Genomic DNA, 26301 nt, shown 5'->3' with positions numbered 1-26301 from the left:
TCACACCCCGAGGACGTCCCAGGAGTGCGCCTTGAACTCCTTCACGAACTCGGGGTGGTCCTCCCACATCCGGGCGATGGAGCGCAGCACGTCCCAGTTGTGCTCCAACGCCTGGTCGACGACCTGCCGCAGCTCCGGCGCCGTCTCCCGCTTCTCCACCAGACCGTTCACCTGCGACGCGGCCTGCACGGTGTAGCGCAGGGCGCGCAGCGACCGCGAGGTGTCGTCCATGCCGAAGCCGTGGTCGCTGCCGTTGGCGGGGTCGAAGAGGGGCGTGAGGCGTGCCTCGATGAAGTCGGTGATGCGCTGGAACCGCTGCTCAATGTCCATGTCCCCTTCCTACACCGTCACTCCACCCAGCTCGGCCAGGGCCCCGTCCGTCAGCCGGTACACGGACCACTCGTCCTGCGGGCGGGCGCCCAGGGACTCGTAGAAGTCGATCGAGGGCTTGTTCCAGTTCAGTACGGACCACTCCAGGCGCTCGTAGCCGCGCTCGACGCAGATCCGGGCCAGTTCGCGCAGCAGCGCCTTGCCGTGACCGCCGCCGCGGGCCTCCGGGCGGACGTACAGGTCCTCCAGGTAGATGCCGTGGACGCCGCGCCAGGTCGAGAAGTTGAGGAACCAGAGCGCGAAGCCGACCGCCTCGCCCGTCTCCGACTCGGCGATGTGCGCGAAGGCGGCGGGACGCTCGCCGAACAGGGCCTCGTGGAGCTGCTCGGGGGTCGCGCGGACCTCGTCGAGGGCCTTCTCGTACGCGGCGAGGTCGCGGATCAGGGCGTGGATGACGGGGACGTCGGCGGGCGTGGCAGTACGGATCATGGGACAAGCCTGCCTCGGCTCAGGCCCTCCTGGCCAGCAGGATCCGGGCGAAGGCGACCTGCTCGGGGTCGAGGCCGGGCTCGCCGTCGGCCACGTCCCAGAGCCCGTTCTGCAGGACCCGGCCCAACGTCCAGGCCACGGCACGGCGCCGGTCCCCGACGACCTCGGCCAGCAGATCGAACCCCCACAGCGCGTCGTCCGGATCGAAGCGGTCCATGAGGGCCGGAAGCAGCTCGAAGCCCGGGTCCCCGGCCAGCGGCTTCGGATCGATCGCCAGCCAGGGTTCCCGCTCGCCCGCCAGGACGTTCCCGAAGTGCAGGTCCCAGTGGAGCAGCCGGTCCCCCGGCTCGCCGGCCACCTCCCGTACGGCCGCCGCGCAGTCCCGCAGCACCGCCGCGTCGTCCGCGCCGAGCCGCGCCACGGCCTCGGGCACCTGGGCGAGCATCCCGGCCGCGATGTCCCCGAGCGTCCGGATGCCCTCCGGAGCGGGCACGGCGACCAGGCGGGCGAGGAGGCCCGCGACGATCCGGAGGGCCTCGCGGGTGTCGGCGACGGTGGACAGCGGCCGGGCCTCGTCGAGGCGTTCCAGGAGCATGGTCCCGGTCGGGGCGTCGTGGTCGAGGAGCCGTACGACGCCGGCCCCGTCCCAGAGGCGCAGTCCGACGGGCTCCCCCTCCGTCTCGTCGTCGAGCAACTGCATCTTCAGCGCTGCCCGCGTACCGTCGGCGACCCGCTCGACGGGCAGCACCAGCGAGGCGACGCCGTACATCGAGGGGCCGGTGACCCGCAGCCCCCACCGCCCGAGGAACTCCTCGGCCCGTGCGGGCAGTCCGGCGACGAACGCGCGCCCGGCATCACCGTTGTACTTCGCCTGCGACTGGGCCAGTTCCTCCGGTACGTGAATCACCCGCCGACCCTAGCCATGGTCGCCCCGAAGCGCCTCCAAAAACCCCCCGCGCGGCCCCGCGCCACGCTGGGCGTCGCCCCGCCACCGCGCGGACGCGCCCGGCTGGGCGGCGCCCCAGCCCGCCCGTGGGCCCGCGCCCGGCTTGGGCGTCGCCCCGCTGCCGTGTGGGCAATCGTCCCGCTGGGGCGGGACGGGTGGGCACACGGGACGGCGCGCCTGGCCGCGCCCCCGCCCCCTGGGCCTGGACCCGCACCGACCGGGCGCCGTGCACGGGGTGCGGGTTCGGGCGCGGAAGCCTCTGGCGCCGGCAGGGCGCGGGTCCGTTGTGCCCACCCTCCCCCAAGCTCTCGGCTTCGCTCGAGCAGGGGGGACCCCCTTGCCCCAGCGGAACGATTGCCCACAACGGGGGGGCCGCGCCGCCCAGTCGGGCGCGGGCCCGCAACGGAGGGGCGCCGCCCACACAACGGCGAGGCCCAGGCCCGTATCCACGCCCCCGCCCCCACCGGTAACCTCCCGCCCACGCACCCGGAAGAGGGATACACATGAGCACGGTCAACGGCGGCATATCGTTCTGGTACGCGCAGGAGGGCGCCCCCGCGCCCCGCGAACCGCTCCCCGGCGACGCCACCGCCGACGTCTGCATCGTCGGCGGCGGCTACACCGGACTGTGGACCGCCTACTACCTCAAGAAGGCCGTCCCCTTCCTCAACATCACCGTCCTCGAAGCCAAGTTCTGCGGCTACGGCGCCTCCGGGCGCAACGGCGGCTGGCTCTACAACGGCATCGCCGGCCGCGACCGCTACGCCGAGCTCCACGGCCACGAGGCCGCCGTCCGCCTCCAGCAGGCCATGAACGCCACCGTCACCGAGGTCCTCGACGTCTGCGAGACCGAGAAGATCGACGCCGACCAGCACCGCGGCGGCGTCCTGGAGGTGGCCCTCTCCCCCGCCCAGCTCGCCCGCCTCAAGGCCTTCCACGCCGCCGAGCTCGCCTTCGGCGAGACCGACCGCGAGTTCCACGGCGCCCGCGAGACCGCGGACCGCATCCGCGTCGCCGGGGCCGTCGGCTCCTCCTGGACCCCGCACGGCGCCCGCCTGCACCCGGTCAAGCTGGTCAAGGGCCTCGCCGACGCCGTCGAGGCCCTCGGCGTCACGATCCACGAGTCGACGCCCGTCACCGAGATCAAGCCGAAGCACGCGATCACCCCGTACGGCACCGTCCGCGCCCCGTACGTCCTGCGCTGCACGGAGGGCTTCACCGCCTCCCTCGCCGGCCAGCGCCGCACCTGGCTCCCCATGAACTCCTCGATGATCGCCACCGAGCCGCTCACCGACGCCCAGTGGGAGTCCATCGGCTGGGACGGCCGCGAGACCCTGGGCGACATGGCCCACGCCTACATGTACGCCCAGCGCACCGCCGACGGCCGCATCGCCCTGGGCGGCCGGGGCGTCCCGTACCGCTTCGGTTCGAAGACCGACAACGACGGCCGCACCCAGCCGCAGACGATCGACGCCCTCCGCGAGATCCTGGTCCGCTTCTTCCCGCAGCTCGCGGGCGTACGGATCGACCACGCCTGGTCCGGCGTCCTCGGCGTCCCCCGCGACTGGTGCGCCACCGTCACCCTCGACCGCTCCACCGGCCTCGGCTGGGCCGGCGGCTACGTCGGCTCCGGCGTCGCCACCGCCAACCTCGCCGCCCGCACCCTCCGCGATCTGATCCAGCAGGATTCGGGCCAGTCGGGTCCCACCGACCTCACGGCCCTCCCCTGGGTCAACCACAAGGTCCGCAAGTGGGAGCCGGAACCCCTGCGCTGGCTCGGCGTCCAGACCATGTACGCCGCCTTCCGGGGCGCCGACCGCCGCGAGGCCACGGCCCACTCGGCGGAGACGGACCGCGTGGCGGTCCTGGCGAACCGCCTGAGCGGCCGCTGAGAGGCGTCGGTGAGGGCGCACACCGCGCCCGACCGCCGAGCAGCACCGGTGAGGGCACGGCACGTGCCCTCACCGGGCCACCGGAACTACTCCACCTCGATCCCGAAGTCCCCCACCAGCTCCTCCAGACCGCCCCGGTACCCCTTCCCGCCGAGGACGAAGTCCCAGTCGCCGCCCGCCCGTCGCCGGAACGACCCGAGCACGAGCGCCGTCTCCCCCGGTCGCCCGTCGGACACCTCCAGGCGGTCGAGCTCGGTGCCCGCGTCGTCCCGCAGCCGGATCCCGGCCTCCGTGAAGCCGCCCAGGTCCGCGTCGGGGTTCACCTCCGGGTCCACGGCCGCCACCAGGACCAGCCGGTCCGCCCGCGCGGGCAGCGCGTCGAAGCCGACCCGTACGGCCGCGCGGTCACCGGGCGCGGCCGCCACCATGGCCACCGAACCGTCGGGCGTCGCGGGGTTGTTGAAGAAGACGAACCATTCGTCGCCGAGGACCCGGTTCCCGGCGCAGACCAGCGCGCAGACGTCGAGCGCGGCGGACCCCGACCACACCATCCCGAGCAGGTTGAAGTCCTCGGCGGCCTCGGCGGGAGCGGAGGCGGGAGCGGACGCCGGAACCGCCTCCCTCACGGGTCCTCCCAGCCGGCCCCGCAGGCCGTGCTGGTGGAGCAGGTCCACCAGCTCCGTCCCCGAGATCAGCGTCAGGGGCTTGCCGTTGGCGAAGGTGTACGAGCCCGGCCCGAACTTCGACGTGGTGACCAGGACCCCCTTGTTGGCCCCGACGTCCTGCACGGTTCCGTACAGATCCCGTACGGCACTCGGCGGCACGGTGTTCCGGTACCGCTTCACCTGCACCGCGATCGACCCGCCGCTGATCGGATCGGGGTCGAGCGCCTTGACGTCGACCCCGCCGTCGCCCGACCGCTGCGTCGTCACCGCCTGGAGCCCCCGCGCCCGGAACAGTTCGGCGACGAGCCCCTCGAATTCGATCGGGTCCATGGTGAGCAGGTCGGGCTCCTCGCCGTCCCCCTGCACCACCACGGCCGAGCCCACCTGGTCGGGTTCCCGCAGCGGCACGACCGCCACCCGCTCGTCGGGCTTGGCGGAGAGCCGCCCGCCGAGGGCCCCGGTGAGGCACTCCACGGCACCGACGAGCTCCAGGTTCAGCCGGTCGAACGCCGGCCGCTCCACGACGACCGAGGCCACGCACACCCGCCCGGCGAGCCCGGTGGCGGGATCGACCCCGCCGACGTAGCCGTTCAGGGCCACCCCTTCGAGCGCCCCGAACCGGTCCGCCACGAACAGCTCCCGCACCGCGAGCAGCACGCTCTGCGCCAGCACGTCCCGGTACAGGGCCCGCCGCTGCGTCACCGGCCGCGCGACCTCCTTCTCCTGGTCGGTGCTCGCCTGGTACCTGACGCCCTTGGCCTCGGGGACGACCTCGTACCCGGGCAGGTCCCAGTCGAGGACCAGCCCGCGCCCCGCCCGGTCGTAGGCGGCCGACACCTCCCGGGGGAAGCCCTCGGGCCAGGCGGTCGAGGCGAAGAGGACCGCCGAGAAGAACTCGACGACCGTGTCGGGCTCCCCGGCCCGCAGGGCCGCGACGGTCCCGTCGACCCCGCTGTTGTGGGCGCGTATCTCGGCGATGCGGGCGGCCGCCCAGGTGTCGTACTCCCGCCGGTACGCGGCCAGTTGCTCGACCCGCCGCGCCTCGGCGGCCTGCGCCGCGTACCAGCCGTGCTCGAACCTGGCCCGCGCGTCCCGCTCGGCCTGGGCCCGCCCGGACGCGGTCCAGGCCCCCTGCGGCTGGTAGAAGCGCTGGTCGGGCATGGCGACGGGCTCGCCGAGCGGCCCGGGGGCGAACGGCTCGACGGTCTCCTCCCGCCGCAGGGACTCCACGCCGAAGGCGGGCGCCCGGCAGCCCGCCACGAGCAGCGACTCGAGGACGGCGACCCGCTGGTCGAGCTCCTGCGTCCGCCGCAGGGCGTCGGCCTCCCGCTGCTGCTTGTACGCGGCCCGCTGCTCCCGCTGCATCCGGGCGACGTCCCGCTCGTACGCCCGCTGCGTCCGCTCGGCGTCCCGCTGCTGCCGCAGCACCGCCTGGTGCTGCCCCTCCCGCTGCCTCTGCGCCACCCGCTGCTGCTCGGCCCACACCCCGATCAGCCCACCGGAACGCCGACTCATCCGCGCACCCCTCCCCGACAACCCCGACCATCTGTACGCCCCCGTGACGAACAAGTGTCCCGGACGATCACGCCCCCGCGCACGGAGAGGCCGGAACAAGCCGAAGGGGCCCGGCCCGGCGACGTGCGCCGGGCCGGGCCCCGAGGGGTTCCCGAAGGGACCGGTCAGAACAGGTAGTTGTACGAGGTGCCCGGGGTGTCGCCCCAGCCCGTGCCGATCTTGACGCGGGCGGCGAACGGGGCCGTCGCGACGCCCGTGCCCTTGTACAGCCAGAACGTGCCGGTGGCGTCGCGGGCGACCAGGTCGGCCTTGCCGTCGTCGGTGAGGTCACCGGGGCCGGTCAGCTGCGGGTAGGCGCCCCAGCCCGTGCCGACCTTGACGCGGGCGGCGAACGGCGCGGTGGCGACGCCCGTGCCCTTGTACAGCCACAGCGCGCCGGTCGTGTCACGGGCGAGCAGGTCCGCCTTGCCGTCGCCGTTGAGGTCGCCGGGGCCGGTCAGCTGGTTGTACGCGCCCCAGCCCGAGCCGACGCGGACACGGGTGGCGAACGGCGCGGTCGTGGTGCCGGTGCCCTTGTACAGCCACAGCACGCCCGAGGCGTCACGGGCGAGCAGGTCGGCCTTGCGGTCGCCGGTCACGTCGCCGACGCCCGTGAGGTTGTTGTAGATGCCCCAGCCGGTACCGACCTTGGTCCGCGCGGTGAGCGGCTCCCAGTCGACCCCGGTCGTCCGGTAGTACCAGAGGACGCCGGAGGTGTCCCGGCCGACGATGCCGCCGCCCTTGGCCTGGACGGTGATCGGGGAGAGCTTGGCGAGGGAGTTGTAGACGCCCCAGCCGCGGCCGACGTTCTCGGTCCAGTCGCGGAAGGGGGCCGTCGCCTTGCCCGTGCCGTAGTGCCACAGCAGGTTGCCGCTCTTGTCCCGGGCGAGCATCGCGTAGTGCGTCGGCACGGGGCGGGAGCTGACGATCGGGAAGGTCGCGGACTTCTCGGGGTTGCCGGTCCCGAAGTCGTACACCCCGTAGATCGCGGAGGCCTCGATGTTCCACGCGGCCGCGGTGGCTCCGGTCTTCAGGTCGTACGAGACGGTGACGTCGGTCGGGCTCGACTGGCCCAGGTCGATCCGGCAGGTGATGCCGCCGTAGTCGAGGTTGACGCTCGCGTCGCAGTCGGCGATCGGCGAGCTCGCCCTGACGTTGGTGAGGGTGACCTGGGTCTCGCCCTCCTCCCAGTCCCGCATGCCCTGGGCCGGCATGAACGACACGTCGAGCGTGCCCTCGTCCACCGCGTGCAGGGTGACGGAGTGGGTGACCGTGGCGCCCGGCCGCAGGGACGGGGCGTTCAGGGCCAGCGTGTTCCGGGCGACGTGCGCGAGCGTCTTCGCCGTGACCGTACGGGCGGCGTGCGTGCCGTCCTGCGGCAGGCTGCCGACGATCTGCGCGTCCTTGACGGCCTTGGCGAGGTCCGTGCCCCGCGGGGCGTAGACGGCGCCGTAGTGGAGCGTGGTGTTGTCGGCGGTCGACGCGGCGGCCTCGATCTCGATCGACGGGAACGGGTTGTCCTCGCTGATCGAGCACAGGTACACGCCGACCACGCCCGGCTGGGCCTTGCAGGAGGTGTCCGGGTCCAGGCTCAGCCCGGTGGGCAGACCCGCCTTCGTCCAGGCCGGGTCGGTCAGCGGTGCCTTGCTCAGGGTGTAGATCAGGGTGCCGTCGGGGGTGCCCTCGAGGCCGGTCGGGGACAGCTCGGTCCAGCCCTCACCGGGCTGCAGCACCCGGTTGTCGAACTCGAAGTCGACCACGTCCTGACCGGCGGCGGACGCCGCACCGGCCCCGGAGACCAGACCGGCCACGAGCAGCGCGGCCGTCCCCCCGAGAGCGACGATTCTTCGCACGAATGAAGTTCCTCTGTGCATTCCCGTGCCGCGTGGCACGAGAGACCACGGGAGCGCACGCGGGCGGCCGTCGACCCCCCGCGGCTACGCCAGGCAAAGACCCCTCCCCCCTGGGCGTGATCGCAACGTATCCCACACCCCCGGATCCCCCGCATCCGGGTTTTCCCGGAGACGACGGAGGGCCCCGGGCGCGTCACGCGCCCGGGGCCCTCCGTCTTCACCTTCTGCAGAGCCGCCTGTCGGAATCGAACCGACGACCTCAAGATTACAAGTCAAGCGCTCTAGCCAACTGAGCTAAGGCGGCAGCGAGTGAAGTGTAACCAACCCGGCCCCGGCGACGGTCGGAAATCTCACGGGCCCGTGAGTGCTGACAGATCGGGCACCGCCCGGTAGCGTCACTTGCGGTTCACCCAGGTGGACTAGACCTCAATCCTTCCTTTACTCGGATCGTCCGGCACGTTCCTGCCGGTGAAGGGACACATCACCATGGCTTCGGTCACGTTCGACAAGGCCACCCGTATCTACCCGGGTGCCACCAAGCCCTCCGTCGACCAGCTCGACATCGAGATCGCGGACGGCGAGTTCCTCGTCCTCGTCGGCCCCTCCGGCTGCGGCAAGTCGACCTCCCTGCGCATGCTCGCGGGTCTCGAGGACGTCAACGCCGGCTCCATCCGGATCGGTGACCGCGACGTCACTCACCTGCCGCCGAAGGACCGGGACATCGCGATGGTGTTCCAGAACTACGCGCTGTACCCGCACATGACCGTCGCCGACAACATGGGCTTCGCGCTCAAGATCGCCGGCGTGAACAAGTCGGAGATCCGCGCCAAGGTCGAGGAGGCCGCGAAGATCCTCGACCTCACCGAGTACCTCGACCGCAAGCCGAAGGCGCTCTCCGGCGGTCAGCGCCAGCGCGTCGCGATGGGCCGCGCCATCGTCCGCGAGCCGCAGGTCTTCCTCATGGACGAGCCGCTGTCGAACCTCGACGCCAAGCTCCGCGTCTCGACCCGTACGCAGATCGCCGGCCTCCAGCGCCGTCTGGGCATCACCACGGTCTACGTCACGCACGACCAGACCGAGGCCCTCACCATGGGCGACCGCGTCGCCGTCCTGAAGGACGGTCTGCTCCAGCAGGTCGACTCGCCGCGCAACATGTACGACAAGCCCGCCAACCTCTTCGTCGCCGGCTTCATCGGCTCCCCGGCGATGAACCTGGTCGAGGTCCCGATCACCGACGGCGGCGTGAAGTTCGGCAACAGCGTCGTCCCGGTCACCCGTGACGCCATCGCCGCCGCCTCCGCCGCCGGCGACACCACCGTCACGGTCGGCGTCCGCCCCGAGCACTTCGACGTGCAGGGCGCGACCTCGAAGGACGGCCTGGCCGTCACCGTCAACGTCGTCGAGGAGCTCGGCTCGGACGGCTTCGTGTACGGCACCACCCGCGTCGGCGGCGAGGACAAGGACCTGGTGGTCCGCGTCGGCGGCCGTGACGTGCCCGCCAAGGGCTCCACGCTGCACGTCGTGCCGCGCGCCGACGAGCTGCACGTCTTCTCGACGTCGACGGGCGCGCGCCTCAGCGACTGAGACCGCTCCTGACCGCTGCCGTACGGCCCCGCATCTGTTGCAGATGCGGGGCCGTACGTTTAAACGGCGTACGACGGGCCCACGACGGGAGTACCGCAGGCATACAACGGGCTTACCCCGGAAAACCCAGGCATTCAGGGCCTCGCCCGAGCCCCCGCGTCAACACGGGATTCGAAAAGCCGCCTCGAACCATCCCTCGCGAGAGTGACTAAATGTCGCCATATCACTACCGGCCGCTACGCTCGCCTGCGTGACGCACACTGCCCGCCGAATCGGCCGCTCTCTCGCCCTCGTCCTGCCCGTCGTCCTGGTGCTCTCGGGAACGCTCGCGGTGTCCGCCGTTCCGTGGGCCGGCCAGGACTCCGGGACCCAGCTGACCGCGTCCTCCACGGACGTGTCCACCCGGGCCAAGTCCCGTGCCCCGCAGGATATTCTCCGCGACCAGCTCCTCGCAGAGCTTCAGGAGAAGGACCCCGGCACGGCCCTCACGCACCTCCAGCGCGAGGTGGAGAACCGTCCCTCCCTCGCCAAGCACTGCTTCTCCATCGCCCGGGCCCTCGGCCGCGCCGCCGTCGAGCACTACGGCCCCTCGCGCGCCCAGTCCTTCTCCCGCCCGGTCTGCGACACCTCGTACGCGACCGGCGTGATGCGCGCGAGCTGAGCGTCGTCACGCACATCGGACATACGGGACGCCTATCGTTCCCCGTATGCACACCACTCCGACGCAGGCCGTGGTCCTGGCGGGCGGCCAGGGCACACGGCTCCGCCCTTACACCGACGACCGCCCCAAGCCGATGGTCGAGATCCCGGGCACCGGGACCCCGATCATCGGCCATCAGCTTTCCTGGCTGGCCGCCGAGGGCGTGACCGACGCCGTCGTCTCCTGCGGACACCTCGCCGAGGTGCTCCAGGAGTGGCTGGCCTCCGCCGACCTGCCGCTCAAGGTGACGACGGTCGTCGAGACCGAACCCCTCGGGCGCGGTGGCGGCCTCAAGTACGCCGCCACGCACCTGCCGGCCCCGGACCAGCCCTGGTACGCCACGAACGGCGACATCTGGACCCGCTTCTCGCTGCGCGAGATGGCCGCCTTCCACACCGAGCGGGACGCCCTCGCGACGCTCGCCCTGGCCCGCCCCCGGATCCCGTGGGGCGCCGTCGAGACCGACAAGTTCGGGAACGTCACCGACTTCATCGAGGCGCCGCCGTCGCCGTTCCTGATCAACGCCGGCGTGTACGTCTTCGCCGCGGCCTTCACGGAGCTCCTCCCCGACCTCGGCGACCACGAGCGGACCACCTTCCCCCGCCTCGCCCGCGAACGGCGCCTGGCGGGCTTCCCGCTGCCCCACGGCGCGTACTGGAGGGCCATCGACACCGCGAAGGACCTGACGGAGGCGGCCAGGGAACTGGCCGCCCAGAAGGCCTGAGGACGGGCGCACGCAACGGAAAGGGCGGCACCGCGCATCCGCGGGTGCCGCCCTCCTCGTACCCCTGAGTGTCAGCCCAGCAGGCCGCCGATCGGGTTGTGTGCGCCGCCGCCCGTCGTCGAGCCGCTCTCCGACGGGGTGCTGGTGGAGCCGGTCGAGCCGCCGCTCGACGTGCCGCCGCCGCTGGTGCTCGGGGTGTCGCTGGTGGACGGCGGGGGCGCCGGCTTCGACTGCGCGGGCGTACGGCTGCTGGTGGCGCCGGTGCTCGTGCCCTGGGTGGCGGTCGGCCGCTGCTCCTGGGTCCGGGGGGCCTCGTGGGTCGTCTCGGTCGGCCGGGTGGCCTCCTCGGTCGCCTCGCTCCGTACGGGGGCCTCGCTGGTCGCGGCGGCGGGCTCGGGCGCGGTGGAGGCGGCCTTCGACGGGGCGCGGCGCGTCGGCTCCTGGGGGAGCGGCTGGCCGGGGAGGTGGTTGATCGGGTCGTCGTTGGGGCCGGGGACGGTGACCATCTCGGTGGAGCGGACGGCGCCGCCGAGGACCGAGCCGACGAGGAGGGTGAGGCCGACGACGACGGCGGCGAGGAGGGTGCTGCGCCGGGTGACGCGGCGGCGGAGGTCCCAGAGCTCGGCGCGGGGGCCGAGGGTGCGCCAGGCCTCGCTCGCGAGGCGGCCGTCGAGGGAGTAGACGGGGGCGCCGGCGATGATCAGCGGGGACCAGGCGGCCAGGTAGATGATGTCGGCGGAGTCGTAGACCGGGACGGTCTTCCAGCTGACGGTCAGCAGGAGGGCCGCGGAGAGCAGGCCGCCGACGACGGCGGCGACGCGCTGCCAGAGTCCGAGGACGGTGAGGACGCCGACGACGACCTGGAGGAAGGCGACGGTGAGTCCGGCGCCGACGGGGTGCTGGAGGGCGAAGTCGCGCAGCGGTTCGGCGAGGGCCCAGGGGTGCAGGGAGTTGAGCCACTTCACCATGGAGCCGCGCTCGCCGCCGTCGAAGTAGACGGGGTCGCAGAGCTTGCCCATGCCCGCGTAGATGGAGATGAAGCCGAGGAAGACGCGGAGCGGGAGGAGGACGACGCCGAGGTTCATCCGGCGGCCCGGGTAGTAGGCGTGCCGGACGTTGTCCTGCCCGTGGCGCTGCGCGGTCCGGGTTTCCGGCGCGTCGTGCTCGTACGGCTCGGCGGGCTCGGGCCGGAGGTCGTACAGCTCGTCGTAGGCGCCCTCGGCCCGGCGCATCGGCGGCAGCAGGGGCGTGACCGCCTCGGCGGGCACCGCGGGGCTGGGCATGGTGGTGTCGATGCGCGGGATGGCCTGGGTGTCGCCGACACCGTGGCCGCCGTGACCGACGGGCTCGAGCGTGGAGACGGAGGACTCGCGCACGGCCTGGAGGAGGCCGGTGGCGCCCGGCGCGGACTTCCCGGTCCACACGACGGGCCGCCGGCGCGCCCCGCCCGCCCCCACTCCGGACAGGGCGGCGGCACGCGCCGCGAACTTCGGCTGCGGAGCCGGCGCGAGCCGCACACGGAAGCTGGCGTGGTTCACGATCACCTGGGCGGGATCGGAATCCACCTTGACCATGCTCAGCGCGGGCTGATCGTCGAACCCCGGCCGGGGCGTTCTGGTGTCCACACTCATCTAACCGAGTGACGCGGGGTTAGGACACTGCTTTGACGGTTGCCAAATGTCCGAGACCCGTCAAGATCACCGGCGGGTGCGCGGCGTCAGGACGTGTGGGGAGCGCCGATGCCGACACGCTCCGGCATGCGCGTCGTGCCCGCCACCTCACGCACGCCGTAGCCGCGCACGGGCGAGACAACTCTCCTACGAGGGCAGCACATTGCCGGAGGCGAGCCGGGCCGGGCTCGGGGCTTCCCTGACGTTCCCTCGCACGAAGGTGAAGCGGGGATCGCTGCTCAGCCCGGCAAGGTTCTCCGGGTTTCCGGCGTAGGTGAGCTTGTCCAGGACGGTGATCTCGATGCCGTCGGGGCCTTCGGCGCCGAGCAGCGTCCGGGTGTGGGCCGACCCGGTGAAGCCGGCACCGCCGGTGATCAGTGTTCGTGTGCTCAAGCCGCCGCCCGGTTGTCAGCACGTACGGTACGCGCTGTGTCAGTCCGCCGCGCTGTCGCGGCGGACTGACGTCGGCCGGGTGTCAGCCCATGCGGCGGCGGGCCGCCTCGTAGAGGACGACGCCCGCGGCGACACCGGCGTTGAGGGACTCGGCGCCGCCCGGCATCGGGATGCGGACGAGGAGGTCGCAGGTCTCGCCGACGAGCCGGCCGAGGCCCTTGCCCTCGGAGCCGACCACGATGACGACCGGGCCGGCCAGCGCCTCCAGGTCCTGCACCTCGTGCGTGCCCTCGGCGGCGAGGCCGACGACGGTGATGCCGGCCTTCTTGTACTCCTGCAGGGCGCGGGTCAGGTTGGTGACGCGGGCGACCGGGGTGCGCGCGGCGGTGCCGGCGGAGGTCTTCCAGGCACCGGCGGTCATGCCGGCGGCGCGGCGCTCGGGGATGACCACGCCGTGGCCGCCGAAGGCGGAGACGGAGCGGACGATCGCGCCGAGGTTGCGCGGGTCGGTGACGCCGTCGAGGGCGACGATCAGCGGGTCCTCGTGCTCGTCGTAGGCGGCGGCGGTGAGGTCCTCGGGGTGCGCGTACTCGTACGGCGGGACCTGGAGGACGAGACCCTGGTGGTTCAGCCCGTTGGTCATGCGGTCGAGCTCGGGGCGCGGGGCTTCCATCAGGTTGATGTTGCCGCGCGCGCCGGCGAGCTGGAGGGCCTCGCGCACGCGCTCGTCGTTGTCGATGAACTGCTGCACGTACAGCGTGGTGGCGGGTACGCCGTCGCGCAGCGCCTCGAAGACCGGGTTGCGGCCGACGACCATCTCGCTGGCGCCCTTGGGGCCGCCGCGGCGGGGCGCGGGGCGGCGCTTGGCCGCGTTCCGGGCCATCGCGTTGGAGACGCGGAACGCCTTGTGGCCCTTGCGGTCCTCGGCCTTGGGGGTCGGGCCCTTGCCTTCGAGGCCCTTGCGCCGCTGGCCACCGCTGCCGATCGTCGCACCCTTCTTGTTGGACGTGCGACGGTTCCTGCGCTGGCTGTTCCCGGCCATGACTACCTAATCCTCGGTGTTGCGTACGTAGGTCTGTAACTGAAGTGTGCCGCCCGGAGGCCCGAGCGGCACGTCTTCTAACGGTTGCCCAGCGTCCAGCGGGGTCCGTCGGGGCTGTCCTCGATGGCGAGGCCGGACTGGTTGAGCTGGTCGCGGATCGCGTCCGCGGTCGCCCAGTCCTTGCGCTCGCGCGCCGATTCGCGCTGCTGGAGCACGAGGCGCACGAGGGTGTCGACGGCGCCGTGGAGCTCCTCGCCGCCACCGCTCTCCTCGGCCCAGTGCGGGTCGAGGGGGTCAAGGCCGAGGACGCCGAGCATGGCGCGGACCTCGGCGAGGCGGGCGATGGCCTCTTCCTTGTCGTCCGCGGCGAGGGCGCTGTTGCCCTGGCGGACGGTGGTGTGGATGATCGCCAGCGCGTGCGGCACGCCCAGGTCGTCGTCCATGGCCTCGGCGAAGGCCGGCGGCACCTCGGCGGCGGGGGCGACATCGCGCCCGGCCTTCTCGGTGGCGCGCTGGACGAAGCCCTCGATGCGGGCGAACGCCGACTCGGCCTCGCGCAGGGACTCCTCGCTGTACTCGATCATCGAGCGGTAGTGCGGGGTGCCCAGGTAGTAGCGCAGGACGATGGGGCGCCAGTTCTTCACCATCTCGGACACCAGCACGCTGTTGCCGAGCGACTTCGACATCTTCTCGCCGCTCATGGTGACCCAGGCGTTGTGCACCCAGTACCGGGCGAACTCGTCGCCGAAGGCCTTGGCCTGGGCGATCTCGTTCTCGTGGTGCGGGAAGATCAGGTCGAGGCCGCCGCCGTGGATGTCGAAGGCGGAGCCCAGGTACTTGTGGGCCATGGCCGAGCACTCCAGGTGCCAGCCGGGACGGCCGCGGCCCCACGGGGTCTCCCAGTCGGGCTCGCCCGGCTTGGTCGCCTTCCACATGGCGAAGTCGCGGGGGTCGCGCTTGCCGGAGACGCCCTCGTCGGGCTGGCGGAGGTCGTCGATGTCCTGGTTCGACAGCTCCAGGTAGCCCGGGAAGGAGCGCACGTCGAAGTAGACGCTGCCGTCCGCCTCGTAGGCGTGGCCGCGCTCGATCAGCCCCCGCATCATCTCGATCATCTCGGGGACGTGACCGGTGGCGCGGGGCTCGTAGGTCGGCGGGAGGCAGCCGAGGGCCTCGTAACCGGCGTTGAACGCGCGCTCGTTCTCGTAGCCGATGGACCACCAGGGGCGCCCCTGCTCGACGCCCTTCCTGATGATCTTGTCGTCGATGTCGGTGACGTTGCGGATGAACGTGACGTCGTAGCCGCGGTACGCGAACCAGCGGCGCATGATGTCGAAGTTCAGCCCCGACCGGATGTGGCCGATGTGCGGGGCCGCCTGCACGGTGGCACCACAGAGGTAGATCGAGACGCAGCCCGGCGTGAGCGGGGTGAAGTCACGGATCTGCCGGGCGCTGGTGTCGTACAGGCGAATAGTCACCACTCCAGGGTAGTGGGCGTGTGGTAGTGCCCCGATACCCGATCGGGGTCACCGATGACGTTTTTCACCGCTCCTGAGGCGATACGGGGTACACGAGCGCGGTCGCGAGGGCGGCGAGGCCCTCGGCGCGGCCGGTGAGGCCGAGTCCGTCCGTGGTGGTGCCGGAGACGGAGACGGGGGCGCCCGCCGCCTCGCTCAGCGCCTTCTGCGCCTCGTCGCGCCGCTTGCCGACCTTGGGGCGGACCCCGACGACCTGCACGGCGATGTTGCCGATCTCGTACCCCTCGGCGCGGACGATCCGGGCGGCCTCGGCGAGCAGGGTGACGCCGGAGGCGCCGGACCACTCGGGGCGCGAGGTGCCGAAGTGGGCGCCGAGGTCGCCGATCCCGGCGGCGGAGAAGAGCGCGTCGCAGGCGGCGTGGGCGGCGACGTCACCGTCGGAGTGCCCGGCGAGGCCGTACTCCTCCCCTTCCCAGAGCAGGCCGGCGCACCACAGCTCGCGGCCCTTCTCGAAGGCGTGGACGTCCGTGCCGATGCCGGTACGGGGGAGCACGGGGAGATCAGAAGCCATCGTTGGCCCTCCTGCGGGCGAGTACGGCCTCGGCGAGGACGAGGTCGAGGGGACGGGTCACCTTGAAGGCCTCTTCGTGGCCGGGCACGACGACGACGGGCGCGCCGAGCCGCTCGACCATGCCGGCGTCGTCGGTGGCGCCCTCACCGGTGAGGGCGATGGTGGCGTGGGCGTTGACCAGGGTGTCGTGATCGAAGCCCTGCGGGGTCTGGACGGCGCGGAGGCGGGCGCGGACCGGGGTGGCGACGACCTGCTCGGGGTCGCCGGGCTTCTCGGCCGGCTCGACCTCCTTGACGGTGTCGGCGACGGGCAGCGCGGGGACGACGGCGACGGCCCCGTCCCGTACGGCCTCGATGACGGCGTCCACGGTGTCGACGGGGACCAGGGGGCGGGCCGCGTCGTGGACGAGGACGGTGGTGATGCCCTCGGGGAGCGCCTTGAGGCCGAGGTGGACGGACTCCTGGCGGGTGTCGCCGCCGGGGACGACGAGGTAGTCGGTCCGCTCGGGCAGGGCGTGGGCGTCGAGGAGGTTCTTGACCTCGGCGGCCCCGTCGCCGGGCGCGACCACGACCACGAGCGAGACCGCGCGGGAGGCGGCCATCGCTCGGACGGCGTGGATCAGCATGGGGGTGCCGTTCAGCGCGCGGAGCGCCTTGGGGGCGCCCGGGCCGAGGCGTACGCCCCGCCCTGCGGCCGGGATCACCACGGCGGTACGGCTAGGACGCACTTCGTCTGACATCGGTTGCACTCCGGCAGGTTTGTTTCCGCGGCCGACATGGGTATGGCCTCACCGTGCCGGACGCACCGCCTTGACCGGGCCCTTTCCGTGACGACGGTCGAGGCGTGGCCGCGTGGGCACAGGGGTTCGGGTGGAGAGAAGTTCAGGGGGTGCGGGTTACTTCAGCGGTGCGGTCGGGCGTACGGCTCCGCAAAGGTACGCGAACAGGCCGACGCTACGCGCCCGTGCGGACTTGCCGCCTACGCGAACATGCCGCAGCGCCCGGCGACAGCGCTGTGTGGATCACAGCACGCCAACGGGCACCACGGCATTGCTTCACTGCTTCACTTGGAAACGCGGCTCAGGACGCGAGGACCTCGTCGAGGAGAGCCTCGGCCTTGTCCTCGTTCGTGTTCTCCGCGAGGGCCAGCTCACTCACCAGGATCTGCCGAGCCTTGGCGAGCATGCGCTTCTCACCTGCGGAAAGTCCGCGCTCGCGCTCACGACGCCACAGGTCGCGCACCACTTCGGCGACCTTGATGACATCGCCGGAGGCGAGCTTCTCGAGATTTGCCTTGTAGCGACGGGACCAGTTCGTCGGCTCTTCGGCGTACGGCGCGCGCAGCACCTCGAAGACCCGGTCCAGCCCGTCCTGACCGACCACGTCGCGAACACCGACGAACTCCGCATTGTCCGCCGGCACACGAACCGTCAGGTCGCCCTGCGCGACCTTGAGCACCAAGTAGGTCTTGTCCACGCCTTTGATCTGGCGAGTTTCGATGGCCTCGATCAGCGCGGCCCCGTGATGGGGATAGACCACGGTGTCGCCAACCTTGAACGTCATGTGACAGGTACCCCTTCCGTGGCTATCCAGGGTAACACGGATTCGGCTTCTTCTGAATGGCGTTTTCGCAGGTCAGGGCATATCTCGGGGCTTGACAACGGTGACACGAACGTGCTGCGGAGGGCTTCCGGAAGGCGGTATTCGCAGGTCGGAGCGGCTGCATGGACGGAGAGAAACGCGCACGTTACACATACCCGGAGGCCCTCCAGGGAGGGACGATGCCCCGGTTTGTCCGGTTCGGAGTGGCCTTCTTCACCTACTCCGTTCGAGGATCGCCCACCCGTACGGATGCATGCGGGGGTGATTCCCGAAATTGATCAGTGGACATCAAGCGACAGCGATGCGGGCTTTTCCGCGGGGGCGGCCACGGGGAATGCGGGACCGCCTCCGAATTGATCAAGGCGGTTATGTGAACAACAGGTCAATGGGTCGTGATCCGGCCACATGGGCGGGCGCGCGACGAGTGCCGGAAGGGCGTACGGGAGACCCGACGGAGGGTGTGCGGAAGGTGCGCGGAAGGGCCGCGAAGGGACTGCGGCAGGCACCCCGGGGGCGCTCCCGGGGTGCGGTCCCGGGGCGGCTCTGATCGGTTAGGGGCGGGTCGGGTGCGGGACGCGGAGTGAGGCTCGGTAACCTAAGCGCGCTGACACACCTTTAGCTGTCCCTTAGTTCCCACGCCTGTCCGTACGTCCTAGGAGATGCCGCCGCCGTGAGCCGCAGCCTTCGACGCGGCGCCCTCGCCGCCACCGCCATCGTGTTCTCCGTCGCCGCGCTGTCCGCCTGTGGTGCGGGCAACGACGCGCAGACGCTGGAAGTGCGGCCGGACAACGCCGCCGTCACCGTGGACGACGTCAAGATCCAGAACGCGCTGGTCATCACCCAGCCCGAGCCCGGCGTCAAGGGCCCGGCCGCCATCTCGGCCACCGTCTTCAACAACGGCCGCCTGCCGCAGACCCTCGACTCGATCAGCCTGCCGGGCCTGCCCGCCGCGGTGGTGCTGAAGGCCGCCGGGGGCACGGGCCCGATCGTCGTCCCGGCCCACGGCTCCGTCGTCATCGGCGGCGAGGGCAACGCCTCCGCCCTCGTCCTGAACGGCTCCGAGGCCGCCCGTGACGGCGACGCGCAGAAGGTCGTCTTCAAGCTCAGCAAGACCGGCGACGTCGGCCTGAACGCCTTCGTCGTCCCGGCGAAGAGCTACTTCGAGGCGTACGGCCCGAGCGCCGTCCCGGCCGTCCCGGCGCAGGCCCCGACCGCCACGCCGACCGCCTCGGCGACCACCTCGCCGACCGCCTCCGCGACGCCCTCGGGCGAGGCCTCGCACGGCGCCGAGACCCCTGCCTCGGGCGAGCCGACGACCGCCGGCCACTGACGGCGAACAGACACGCGTGAAGGGGCGCCCCCGGACGGGGGCGCCCCTTCACGCGTGCGTACGAGCCGCTGACGGCTCTTTACGGCTCGAACTTGTACCCGAGGCCGCGGACCGTCACCAGGTACCGCGGCGCACCCGGGTCCGGCTCGATCTTGGCGCGGAGGCGCTTCACGTGGACGTCGAGGGTCTTGGTGTCGCCGACGTAGTCCGCGCCCCAGACCCGGTCGATGAGCTGCATACGGGTCAGCACGCGGCCCGCGTTGCGCAGCAGCATCTCCAGGAGGTCGAACTCCTTCAGCGGCAGGTCGACCTTGCCGCCGGAGACCGTCACCACGTGCCGGTCGACGTCCATGCGGACCGGGCCGGCCTCCAGGGCCGCCGGGGTGACCTCCTCCGGCTCCCCGCGGCGGCGGAGCACCGCGCGGATGCGGGCGACCAGCTCCCGCGAGGAGAAGGGCTTGGTCACGTAGTCGTCGGCTCCTATCTCCAGGCCGACGACCTTGTCGATCTCGCTGTCCTTGGCGGTCACCATGATCACCGGGACGTTCGAGCGGCCGCGCAGCTGGCGGCACACCTCGGTACCGGGCAGACCCGGAAGCATCAGGTCGAGGAGGACGAGGTCGGCTCCGTTGCGCTCGAACTCGTCGAGGCCGTCGGGCCCGGTCGCCGCGACGGCGACCTCGAAGCCCTCCTTGCGGAGCATGTACGACAGGGCGTCGCTGAAGGATTCCTCATCCTCGACGACAAGCACTCGGGTCACGGAAGGACCTCCGGGGCGGGAAGCGGTTCGGTCATGAGATCTGGGGTGGAGGACGAGGCGGGCCGGCGGTCCCGTACGGCGCCCGCCTCGGGCAGCCGCAGGGTGAAGGTGGAGCCCTGACCCTCGGTGCTCCAGACGGTGACCTCCCCGCCGTGCGAGGCGGCCACGTGCTTGACGATGGCCAGGCCGAGTCCCGTACCGCCGGTGGCACGGGAGCGGGCCGGGTCGACGCGGTAGAAGCGCTCGAAGATGCGCTCCTTGTCCTTGTCCGGGATGCCGATGCCCTGGTCGGTCACGGCTATCTCGATCACGTCGCCGGCGGGCGCAGCGACGTGGCGGGCGGCGATGCCCACCCGCGTACGGGCCGGGGAGTAGTTCACGGCGTTCTCGACGAGGTTGCCGAGGGCCGCGGCGAGCTGGCCCCGGCTGCCCCACACGTACAGGTCGGCGGCGCCGCCGGAGACCATGGTGATCTGCTTCTTGGAGGCGGGCTGCCGGGAGCGGTCGATCGCCTCGGCGACGAGCTCGTCCACGGACACCGGCTCGGAGTCCTCCAGCGGGTCGTCGTTCTGCACGCGGGAGAGGTCGATGAGCTCCTGTACGAGGTTGGTGAGGCGGGTCGCCTCGATCTGCATCCGGCCCGCGAAGCGGGTGACCGCCTCGGGGTCGTCCGAGGCGTCCATGACCGCCTCGGAGAGCAGGGAGAGCGCGCCGACGGGAGTCTTGAGCTCATGGCTCACGTTGGCGACGAAGTCGCGCCGTACCGCTTCGATACGACGGGCCTCGGTCAGGTCCTCGACCAGGAGCAGCACGAGCCGCGAGCCCAGCGGGGCGACCCGGGCGGAGACGGCGAGGGCCTCGCCGCGTCCGGTGCCGCGCCGGGCCAGGTCCAGCTCCACCTGCCGTATCTCTCCGTCCCGGCGGGTGTCGCGGGCCATGTTGAGCATGGGTTCGACGGCCAGCTTGCCGCCGCGGACCAGGCCGAGCGCGTACGCAGCCGAGCTGGCCTTCACCACGGAGTCGCTCTCGTCGAGAACGACCGCGGAGGAGCGCAGCACGGACAGCACGGTGTCGACGCCGGGCGGGAGCACGGCGTCGGTGTGCAGAGAGGTACGGGTCGGTCGCGCCTGGTCGCGCTCGCTCCAGCGGAACGCCAGCATGGCGATCACGCCGGTGCACACGCCGGCGATCGCTGCCAATGCGGCGACCGCCGCGTTCACGTCCATGCCCTCCAGGTTATGCGGGTGGACGGACACTCTCCCAGCCGTCCGAGTGGCTGCTCGAACAGTCGTCGCCCAGAGTTCACCATGGAGATGCGGGTGGTTCATTTGCCCTGGCGACCGGGGTGGCGCGTGTCGCCCAGAGTTCACCTGGGGGAAAGTACTGATTCACATCAGGGGGTGGAACCGGACGCACAGGGGGCCGAACGTGGGAGCGTGGGGGTCCGAGCCCCACCCGGACCCCGGAGTTTTGCGTAGAGAGGGACACCATGCGGGACGCGTACCACGAGGAACTGGACTCGATCGGCGAGGGCCTGGTCGAGATGGCCCGGCTCGTCGGGTCGGCGATCGGGCGCGCCACGACGGCGATGCTCGACGCGGACCTCAAGCTCGCGGAGAGCGTGATCGCCGCGGACCAGAAGGTCGACGACCTCCAGCACGACCTGGAGGCGCGGGCGATAGCGCTGCTCGCCCGGCAGCAGCCGGTGGCGACGGACCTGCGGATCGTGGTGACCTCGCTGCGGATGAGCGCCGACCTGGAGCGCTCGGGCGACCTGGCGCAGCACGTGGCGAAGCTGGCGCGGCTGCGGTTCCCCGACACGGCGGTGCCCCGGGACCTGCACGCGACCATCCTGGAGATGGGGCAGCTGGCGCAGCGCCTGATGGCGAAGGCGGCGGAGGTCATCATCACGAAGGACGTCGACCTGGCGCTCCAGCTGGAGCAGGACGACGACGAGATGGACCTGCTGCACCGGACGCTCTTCCAGCACCTGATGGACGACCGCTGGAAGCACGGCATCGAGACGGCCGTGGACGTGACGCTGCTCGGCCGGTACTACGAGCGGTTCGCTGACCACGCGGTGTCGGTGGCGAAGCGCGTCGTGTACCTGGTGACGGGCGAGCACGCGGACGAGCTGCAGGCGGCGGACGCGCCGGTGGAAGGCGCGTAGGGCGTACGGGCGCCGTGGGACGGCGCATGGGCGCGCGGGCTTCGATGCGCCGTTGATGCGCCGGTCCGAGTGGGCATGCAATGGGGGGAGGCGAAGCACGCCTCGAAAGGGAGGGACCCCCATGGCCGAATCCCCCACCACGACCGAATCCGGACCGGAGGCACCGCGCGAGGCGGTGTTCCTGCCCCTGCTCGGCGCCTGCGGCTGCGGCTCGGGCTGCGGCTGCGGCTGCCAGTCGGGCTCCCCGTGCCAGTGCGGGGGCTGCAGCGGCTGACCGGAGTGCGAGGGAGGGGGTGCGCAAACCGCACCCCCTCCCTTCTCCTTATACGTCTACACGTCGAGTACGCCGACGGTCTGACCGCCGCTGACCTCGCCGGTCGTACGGAATCCCAGCTTCTCGTAGAAGGCGCCGGGACCGTCCTCGCCGGGCTCCCAGGTCACGTAGAAGTGCTGCTCGCCGCGCCGGCGCAGTTCGTCGCGGACGGCCTCGACGGCGAAGCGCCCGTACCCCTTGCCCTGGGCGTCGGCGGAGATGTTGAGCCGCCAGAGACCACTGCGCCGGTCACCGGGGTCCTTGTCCTCGTTCCAAGGAATGTCGAGGAAGGCCATCAGGAACCCGACGAGCCGGTCGCCGTCGAAGATCAGCCGCGGCCAGGCCTGCTCCCCGAAGGCGTAGGCCTCGGCGAGGGAGCGCACGACGGGGGCGACGTTGTGCTCCTGGTGGGGGTGGACGCGCAGTTCGAGTGCGGCGTCGACGGTGGCGGGGGTGATCTGTTCCAGGCGGAGTGACGTGCTCATGTGCAGGACGGTAACGATTCACCGCGATCTCCGCCGGTGATTAACGGTGGCGGACTTCCGCGCGCACGCGTGCGCGGAGTGTCTGAGGAAGCCCGCCGAACCGGCTACTTCTGGAAGAACACCACCGAACGCAGCTTCAGCCGGTCGGTGGCCGGGCGGCCGTGGGGGCGGAGGACCCAGGTGTCGCCGGAGCAGTCGGCCCCGGTGAAGAGGATCGCGTACTCGTCGGTGTCGTTGTGCGGCGCGAAGGCGGGCTCGGAGGCGCCCGGGTCGGCGGCCTCGGGGATCGTGAGGCACTCCCCGCTCGCCGGGTCGTAGAGCGTGCCCGTCTGCGCTTCGCCGTCGAACCCGATGAACTTGTAGTGGAAGTCGCCGGTGGCGGCGTGGGCGGGGGAGGCCAGGACGGCGGTGAGGGCGAGTGCGCCGCAGACGGCGGCGAGGGAGTGACGGAGACGCACGGAGGTTTCTCGTTTCGACGAAGAGGGAGACGACCAAGGTCACCCCACCTCTAACCCCCTCAGCCCCCTGGTACGCGGCGCACGGCCGCCGGAAGGTTTCGCCCTCACCCGTCCGGCCGAGAGGACGGGTGCTACGGAGTGAAGACCTCTTCCAGCTGGTGGATGGCCCCGTCGTTCCCGACCTGGTACCGGAAGACGAGCCCCGAGTCCGGGTGGGCCTTGACCCAGTCGATCAGCTCCTGCACGCCGATCCGCTGGTTCTCGGCGCTGGTGACGATCGGGTTGGTGGCGGTGACGTACGCGGCCTGGTCGAGCGCCCAGCGGCTCTCCTCGCCGGTGACGACGAACGGCCCACCGTCGGAGTCCTTCGGCGCACAGCCCCAAGCCCCGTGCTGGACGACGAGGTTCACCTTCCCGGTGCTGGGGTCGAGCTCCTCGATCCGGTAGAGCGCGAACTCGTCGGGGTCGACGTCGTCGGGCCCGGGAGGCGAGTCGACACAGTCCTTGACCTTGGGCTTGGGGGTCGCGGGGGCGGGAGCCTTCGGCGCAGGGGTCTTCGGGACGGAGGTCTTCGTGGCGGCCGGCGTCTTCGCGGCCGGAACGACGGTCGGGGTGGCGACCGGAGCGGCGGTCGTCGGGGCGGTCGTCGGGGCGTCCCCGGGAGTCGCGGTGGTGGCGGCGGCGGTCGGCGCAGGCGCGCTGGGCGCGGCGGAACCGGCGGCGGAACCGTCACCCTGACATCCGGTGAGCACGAGGGCCAGCGCGCCGGCGGCGAGCGCGAGAACAGCTGGTCTGAGACGGTCGACGTTCATGGGAAGCCCCCTTTGTCACCGGCGCCCACCCACACGGCCGCGCCCCTGCCGGGAAGGTAGCAACGCCCCGGCCGTCCGCACAGCGCCTGCCTCCGCGATGTCACGGACCTGGTACTCCCCCAGGACACCCGCGGCACAACGACGAGCCCCCCACCCGCCGGGTCCGGCGGGCAGGGGGCTCACTCGCTGCGTCAGGGTTACTTCTTGCCCTGGTTCTTCACGGCCTCGATGGCGGCCGCCGCGGCCTCCGGGTCGAGGTAGGTGCCGCCCGGGTTGAGGGGCTTGAAGTTCTCGTCCAGCTCGTAGGAGAGCGGGATGCCCGTCGGGATGTTGAGGCCCGCGATGTCGGCGTCCGAGATGCCGTCCAGGTGCTTCACCAGGGCGCGGAGGCTGTTGCCGTGGGCGGCGACCAGGACCGTGCGGCCGGCGAGGAGGTCCGGGACGATGTTGTCGTACCAGTACGGGAGCATCCGCTCGACGACGTCCTTGAGGCACTCGGTCTGCGGGCGCAGCTCCGGCGGGATCGTCTGGTAGCGGGCGTCGTGGGCCTGCGAGTACTCGCTGTCGTCCGAGAGCGCCGGCGGCGGGGTGTCGTACGAGCGGCGCCACAGCATGAACTGCTCCTCGCCGAACTCGGCGAGCGTCTGGGCCTTGTCCTTGCCCTGGAGGGCGCCGTAGTGGCGCTCGTTGAGGCGCCACGAGCGGCTGACCGGGATCCAGTGGCGGTCGGCGGCCTCGAGGGCGAGCTGCGCGGTGCGGATGGCGCGCTTCTGGAGGGAGGTGTGCAGCACGTCGGGCAGCAGGCCGGCGTCCTTGAGCAGCTCGCCGCCGCGGGTCGCCTCCTTCTCGCCCTTGGCGGTGAGGTTCACGTCCACCCATCCGGTGAACAGGTTCTTCTCGTTCCACTCGCTCTCGCCGTGGCGGAGGAGGATCAGCTTGTACGGTGCGTCGGCCATGCGTACGAGCCTAATAGACCGCTGACGATTGACGCGCGTCGTCAATTCGCTGGCGTCCGACCCCTGAGATGCGTAAGTTACGAGCGCCGGAAGCAGGGCTTACGTACAGCAGGGGGGCGCCACACATGTCCATCGACTCACTCAGACGATCGGCCCGCGAGACGGTCTCCGGCCTCCCGCCGGGCTTCTGGTGGTTGTGGCTGTCCACCCTGGTCAACCGGACCGGCGCCTTCGTCCTCACCTTCCTGTCCCTCTACCTGACCGTGGAGCTCGGGCACTCCGCCTGGTTCGCCGGACTCGTCGTCGCCCTCCACGGCCTCGGCGGTGTGGCGGGTTCCCCGCTCGGTGGCGCGCTCACCGACCGCTGGGGCCGCCGCCCCACCATGGTCACCATGCACCTCGCGGCCGCCGCCTGCGCCGCCGCCCTCGCCGTCGTCACCAGCGCCTGGGCCATCGCCGCCGTCGTCCTCCTCATGGGCGTCGCCATGCAGGGCGTCCGCCCGTCCATCAACGCGACCATCTCCGACATGGTCCCCGCCCACGACGTGCGCCGGGCGTACGCCCTCAACTACTGGGCCCTCAACCTCGGCTTCGCCATCGCCTCCATCGGCGGCGGCGCCGCGATCTTCCTCGGCTACCGCACCCTCTTCGTCCTCGACGCCGTCGCCACCACCCTGTGCGCCGTCATCGTCTTCCTCCGGCTCCCCGAGACCCGTCCCGAAGCCGCCGTGGACAAGAAGGGCGAGCCGGTCGTCGAGGAGAAGGTCAGCATGCTCACTGTGCTGCGCGACGCGCCCTTCCGCACCCTCGTGCTGCTCAACCTCCTCGTCTGCCTCGTCTTCACCGCCCCCTGGATCGGCCTGCCGCTCACCATGGCGAACCAGGGCCTCTCCCCCTCCTCGTACGGCGTCGTCATCGCCGTCAACGGCATCGTGATCGTCGGCTTCCAGCTGCTCGTCAACAAGCTGACCGACAAGCGCTCCCCGGTCCTCCTGCTGACCCTCTCCGCCCTCCTCTTCGCCTTCGGCACGGGCGCCACCGCCCTCGCCGGCTCCCCCGTCGCCTTCGCCGCGACCGTGGTCGTCTGGACCGTCGGCGAGATGATCCACGTCCCGACGAACGCCGCCGCCACCGCCCGCCTCGCCCCCGAGCACGCCCGGGGCCGCTACCAGGGCGTGATGGGCATGTCCTGGGCCGTCGCCGGTTTCGTCGCCCCGATCGGCGCCGGCGCGATCGTCGGCGGGCCCGGGCCGGATGTGCTGTGGGCCGCGTGCGCCGCGATCGGCGTCGTCGCCGCGGTCGGGTACTTCACTCGGCTGCGGAAGGCGCTCTCCGAGGAGCCCGGTGGGGAGACCTTCGAGGCTTCCGGCGAAGCGGTCGGCGGGGTGTCCGACGAGGACCCCGCCGGGGCCGGGGCCGGGCGCGCTTCCCAGCCCGTGCCGTAGACCGCCCACCGCGCCGCCGTCCGGGAACGTCGGCGCCCCTTCCCGGGCGGACTCGGCGCCCCTTCCCGGGCGGACGAGGAGCA

The 26301-nt window shown here is 71.8% G+C and carries 26 protein-coding genes and 1 tRNA gene; 8 read left to right on the top strand and 19 right to left on the bottom strand.

What is annotated here, in order from left to right:
• The 3 genes from SVTN_RS20795 to SVTN_RS20785 are packed head-to-tail and all read right to left on the bottom strand — an operon-like array spanning position 1 to position 1726.
• Complete coding sequence (locus SVTN_RS20795) at positions 1 to 330, bottom strand: hypothetical protein (RefSeq protein WP_041130456.1); 330 nt, start codon at positions 328 to 330, stop codon at positions 1 to 3.
• 9 nt (positions 331 to 339) lie between these two features.
• Complete coding sequence (locus tag SVTN_RS20790) at positions 340 to 819, bottom strand: GNAT family N-acetyltransferase (RefSeq protein WP_041130455.1); 480 nt, start codon at positions 817 to 819, stop codon at positions 340 to 342.
• A 19-nt stretch (positions 820 to 838) separates the two neighbouring features.
• Complete coding sequence (locus tag SVTN_RS20785; protein ID WP_041130454.1) at positions 839 to 1726, bottom strand: aminoglycoside phosphotransferase family protein; 888 nt, start codon at positions 1724 to 1726, stop codon at positions 839 to 841.
• Positions 1727 to 2268: 542 nt separating this feature from the next.
• Between SVTN_RS20785 and SVTN_RS20780 the strand changes: the two genes are divergently transcribed.
• A complete protein-coding gene (locus SVTN_RS20780; protein ID WP_041130453.1) occupies positions 2269 to 3657 on the top strand; it encodes an NAD(P)/FAD-dependent oxidoreductase in 1389 nt (462 codons plus the stop codon).
• Positions 3658 to 3743: 86 nt separating this feature from the next.
• Here the strand turns inward: SVTN_RS20780 and SVTN_RS20775 are convergent, their stop codons facing one another.
• From SVTN_RS20775 to SVTN_RS20765, 3 genes are all read right to left on the bottom strand, one after another.
• Positions 3744 to 5837, bottom strand: a complete 2094-nt coding sequence (locus SVTN_RS20775) for a restriction endonuclease (protein WP_174518272.1) — start codon at positions 5835 to 5837, stop codon at positions 3744 to 3746.
• Between the two features lie 164 nt (positions 5838 to 6001).
• Positions 6002 to 7729 (bottom strand): FG-GAP repeat domain-containing protein, encoded by a 1728-nt coding sequence (locus tag SVTN_RS20770; RefSeq protein ID WP_159026484.1) that lies wholly within the window; start codon positions 7727 to 7729, stop codon positions 6002 to 6004.
• 230 nt (positions 7730 to 7959) lie between these two features.
• A tRNA-Thr gene (locus tag SVTN_RS20765) sits at positions 7960 to 8033 on the bottom strand.
• A 182-nt stretch (positions 8034 to 8215) separates the two neighbouring features.
• Here SVTN_RS20765 and SVTN_RS20760 point away from each other — a divergent pair.
• The 3 genes from SVTN_RS20760 to SVTN_RS20750 all read left to right on the top strand — a co-directional run bounded on the left by SVTN_RS20760 (position 8216) and on the right by SVTN_RS20750 (position 10737).
• Positions 8216 to 9313, top strand: coding sequence for an ABC transporter ATP-binding protein (locus tag SVTN_RS20760; RefSeq protein WP_041130451.1), 1098 nt, complete (start codon positions 8216 to 8218; stop codon positions 9311 to 9313).
• Between the two features lie 250 nt (positions 9314 to 9563).
• Positions 9564 to 9974 carry a hypothetical protein gene (locus tag SVTN_RS20755; protein ID WP_041130450.1) on the top strand — a complete coding sequence of 137 codons (411 nt, stop codon included), beginning with the start codon at positions 9564 to 9566 and terminating at the stop codon, positions 9972 to 9974.
• A 46-nt stretch (positions 9975 to 10020) separates the two neighbouring features.
• Complete coding sequence (locus tag SVTN_RS20750) at positions 10021 to 10737, top strand: nucleotidyltransferase family protein (RefSeq protein ID WP_041130449.1); 717 nt, start codon at positions 10021 to 10023, stop codon at positions 10735 to 10737.
• A 71-nt stretch (positions 10738 to 10808) separates the two neighbouring features.
• Here the strand turns inward: SVTN_RS20750 and SVTN_RS20745 are convergent, their stop codons facing one another.
• From SVTN_RS20745 to SVTN_RS20715, 7 genes are all read right to left on the bottom strand, one after another.
• The gene (locus SVTN_RS20745; RefSeq protein WP_041130448.1) at positions 10809 to 12368 is read right to left on the bottom strand and encodes a DoxX family membrane protein; all 1560 of its coding nucleotides are present in this window, start codon (positions 12366 to 12368) and stop codon (positions 10809 to 10811) included.
• Positions 12369 to 12554: 186 nt separating this feature from the next.
• Complete coding sequence (locus tag SVTN_RS20740; protein ID WP_041130447.1) at positions 12555 to 12800, bottom strand: NAD-dependent epimerase/dehydratase family protein; 246 nt, start codon at positions 12798 to 12800, stop codon at positions 12555 to 12557.
• A gap of 82 nt (positions 12801 to 12882) precedes the next feature.
• Entirely contained in the window at positions 12883 to 13842 is a 960-nt protein-coding gene (rlmB, locus tag SVTN_RS20735) for a 23S rRNA (guanosine(2251)-2'-O)-methyltransferase RlmB (RefSeq protein ID WP_041130446.1), read from the bottom strand.
• A 77-nt stretch (positions 13843 to 13919) separates the two neighbouring features.
• A complete protein-coding gene (gene cysS / locus SVTN_RS20730) occupies positions 13920 to 15317 on the bottom strand; it encodes a cysteine--tRNA ligase (RefSeq protein WP_041130445.1) in 1398 nt (465 codons plus the stop codon).
• 64 nt (positions 15318 to 15381) lie between these two features.
• Positions 15382 to 15888 carry a 2-C-methyl-D-erythritol 2,4-cyclodiphosphate synthase gene (ispF, locus tag SVTN_RS20725; protein WP_041130444.1) on the bottom strand — a complete coding sequence of 169 codons (507 nt, stop codon included), beginning with the start codon at positions 15886 to 15888 and terminating at the stop codon, positions 15382 to 15384.
• On the bottom strand, positions 15878 to 16627 hold the full coding sequence (gene ispD, locus SVTN_RS20720) for a 2-C-methyl-D-erythritol 4-phosphate cytidylyltransferase (protein ID WP_041130443.1): 750 nt from the start codon (positions 16625 to 16627) through the stop codon (positions 15878 to 15880). Before ispD ends, ispF begins: the two co-directional genes overlap by 11 nt.
• 340 nt (positions 16628 to 16967) lie before the next feature.
• Positions 16968 to 17450: a CarD family transcriptional regulator gene (locus tag SVTN_RS20715; protein ID WP_003953493.1), complete on the bottom strand. Its 483-nt coding sequence runs from the start codon at positions 17448 to 17450 to the stop codon at positions 16968 to 16970.
• 709 nt (positions 17451 to 18159) lie between these two features.
• On the opposite strand from SVTN_RS20715, the gene SVTN_RS20710 reads away from it, so the two are divergent.
• Positions 18160 to 18819 (top strand): hypothetical protein, encoded by a 660-nt coding sequence (locus SVTN_RS20710; protein ID WP_041130442.1) that lies wholly within the window; start codon positions 18160 to 18162, stop codon positions 18817 to 18819.
• A 79-nt stretch (positions 18820 to 18898) separates the two neighbouring features.
• Here SVTN_RS20710 and phoP read toward each other — a convergent pair whose 3' ends face one another.
• Positions 18899 to 19570: a two-component system response regulator PhoP gene (gene phoP / locus SVTN_RS20705; protein ID WP_465270246.1), complete on the bottom strand. Its 672-nt coding sequence runs from the start codon at positions 19568 to 19570 to the stop codon at positions 18899 to 18901.
• Between the two features lie 5 nt (positions 19571 to 19575).
• The gene (gene phoR / locus SVTN_RS20700; RefSeq protein WP_041130441.1) at positions 19576 to 20805 is read right to left on the bottom strand and encodes a two-component system sensor histidine kinase PhoR; all 1230 of its coding nucleotides are present in this window, start codon (positions 20803 to 20805) and stop codon (positions 19576 to 19578) included.
• A 263-nt stretch (positions 20806 to 21068) separates the two neighbouring features.
• On the opposite strand from phoR, the gene phoU reads away from it, so the two are divergent.
• Together phoU and SVTN_RS44835 are read left to right on the top strand one after the other, a co-directional pair.
• Positions 21069 to 21749 (top strand): phosphate signaling complex protein PhoU, encoded by a 681-nt coding sequence (phoU, locus tag SVTN_RS20695; protein WP_041130440.1) that lies wholly within the window; start codon positions 21069 to 21071, stop codon positions 21747 to 21749.
• Between the two features lie 121 nt (positions 21750 to 21870).
• Positions 21871 to 22023 (top strand): hypothetical protein, encoded by a 153-nt coding sequence (locus tag SVTN_RS44835; RefSeq protein WP_167352207.1) that lies wholly within the window; start codon positions 21871 to 21873, stop codon positions 22021 to 22023.
• A 56-nt stretch (positions 22024 to 22079) separates the two neighbouring features.
• Here the strand turns inward: SVTN_RS44835 and SVTN_RS20690 are convergent, their stop codons facing one another.
• The 4 genes from SVTN_RS20690 to SVTN_RS20675 all read right to left on the bottom strand — a co-directional run bounded on the left by SVTN_RS20690 (position 22080) and on the right by SVTN_RS20675 (position 24773).
• Positions 22080 to 22547: a GNAT family N-acetyltransferase gene (locus tag SVTN_RS20690; RefSeq protein WP_041130439.1), complete on the bottom strand. Its 468-nt coding sequence runs from the start codon at positions 22545 to 22547 to the stop codon at positions 22080 to 22082.
• A gap of 104 nt (positions 22548 to 22651) precedes the next feature.
• Positions 22652 to 23005 carry a hypothetical protein gene (locus SVTN_RS20685; RefSeq protein ID WP_041130438.1) on the bottom strand — a complete coding sequence of 118 codons (354 nt, stop codon included), beginning with the start codon at positions 23003 to 23005 and terminating at the stop codon, positions 22652 to 22654.
• A gap of 131 nt (positions 23006 to 23136) precedes the next feature.
• Positions 23137 to 23817 carry a hypothetical protein gene (locus SVTN_RS20680; protein WP_041130437.1) on the bottom strand — a complete coding sequence of 227 codons (681 nt, stop codon included), beginning with the start codon at positions 23815 to 23817 and terminating at the stop codon, positions 23137 to 23139.
• 197 nt (positions 23818 to 24014) lie between these two features.
• On the bottom strand, positions 24015 to 24773 hold the full coding sequence (locus SVTN_RS20675; RefSeq protein ID WP_041130436.1) for a phosphoglyceromutase: 759 nt from the start codon (positions 24771 to 24773) through the stop codon (positions 24015 to 24017).
• A gap of 125 nt (positions 24774 to 24898) precedes the next feature.
• Here SVTN_RS20675 and SVTN_RS20670 point away from each other — a divergent pair, with 125 nt between their 5' ends.
• Positions 24899 to 26218, top strand: a complete 1320-nt coding sequence (locus SVTN_RS20670) for an MDR family MFS transporter (RefSeq protein ID WP_245727602.1) — start codon at positions 24899 to 24901, stop codon at positions 26216 to 26218.
• Positions 26219 to 26301 lie beyond the last annotated feature (83 nt).

Source organism: Streptomyces vietnamensis (genome assembly GCF_000830005.1).
Taxonomy (GTDB): domain Bacteria; phylum Actinomycetota; class Actinomycetes; order Streptomycetales; family Streptomycetaceae; genus Streptomyces; species Streptomyces vietnamensis.
Note: the sequence above shows the minus strand (reverse complement) of the source record. Positions and strands in the feature narration are given on the sequence as shown.

Coding starts and splice junctions, on each gene's coding strand:
- SVTN_RS20795 (WP_041130456.1), bottom strand. CDS start 330: ATGGACATTGAGCAGCGGTTCCAGCGCATCACCGACTTCATCGAGGCA.
- SVTN_RS20790 (WP_041130455.1), bottom strand. CDS start 819: ATGATCCGTACTGCCACGCCCGCCGACGTCCCCGTCATCCACGCCCTG.
- SVTN_RS20780 (WP_041130453.1), top strand. CDS start 2,269: ATGAGCACGGTCAACGGCGGCATATCGTTCTGGTACGCGCAGGAGGGC.
- SVTN_RS20775 (WP_174518272.1), bottom strand. CDS start 5,837: ATGAGTCGGCGTTCCGGTGGGCTGATCGGGGTGTGGGCCGAGCAGCAG.
- SVTN_RS20760 (WP_041130451.1), top strand. CDS start 8,216: ATGGCTTCGGTCACGTTCGACAAGGCCACCCGTATCTACCCGGGTGCC.
- SVTN_RS20750 (WP_041130449.1), top strand. CDS start 10,021: ATGCACACCACTCCGACGCAGGCCGTGGTCCTGGCGGGCGGCCAGGGC.
- SVTN_RS20745 (WP_041130448.1), bottom strand. CDS start 12,368: ATGAGTGTGGACACCAGAACGCCCCGGCCGGGGTTCGACGATCAGCCC.
- rlmB (WP_041130446.1), bottom strand. CDS start 13,842: ATGGCCGGGAACAGCCAGCGCAGGAACCGTCGCACGTCCAACAAGAAG.
- ispF (WP_041130444.1), bottom strand. CDS start 15,888: ATGGCTTCTGATCTCCCCGTGCTCCCCCGTACCGGCATCGGCACGGAC.
- ispD (WP_041130443.1), bottom strand. CDS start 16,627: ATGTCAGACGAAGTGCGTCCTAGCCGTACCGCCGTGGTGATCCCGGCC.
- SVTN_RS20715 (WP_003953493.1), bottom strand. CDS start 17,450: ATGACGTTCAAGGTTGGCGACACCGTGGTCTATCCCCATCACGGGGCC.
- phoR (WP_041130441.1), bottom strand. CDS start 20,805: ATGGACGTGAACGCGGCGGTCGCCGCATTGGCAGCGATCGCCGGCGTG.
- phoU (WP_041130440.1), top strand. CDS start 21,069: ATGCGGGACGCGTACCACGAGGAACTGGACTCGATCGGCGAGGGCCTG.
- SVTN_RS44835 (WP_167352207.1), top strand. CDS start 21,871: ATGGCCGAATCCCCCACCACGACCGAATCCGGACCGGAGGCACCGCGC.
- SVTN_RS20690 (WP_041130439.1), bottom strand. CDS start 22,547: ATGAGCACGTCACTCCGCCTGGAACAGATCACCCCCGCCACCGTCGAC.
- SVTN_RS20680 (WP_041130437.1), bottom strand. CDS start 23,817: ATGAACGTCGACCGTCTCAGACCAGCTGTTCTCGCGCTCGCCGCCGGC.
- SVTN_RS20675 (WP_041130436.1), bottom strand. CDS start 24,773: ATGGCCGACGCACCGTACAAGCTGATCCTCCTCCGCCACGGCGAGAGC.
- SVTN_RS20670 (WP_245727602.1), top strand. CDS start 24,899: ATGTCCATCGACTCACTCAGACGATCGGCCCGCGAGACGGTCTCCGGC.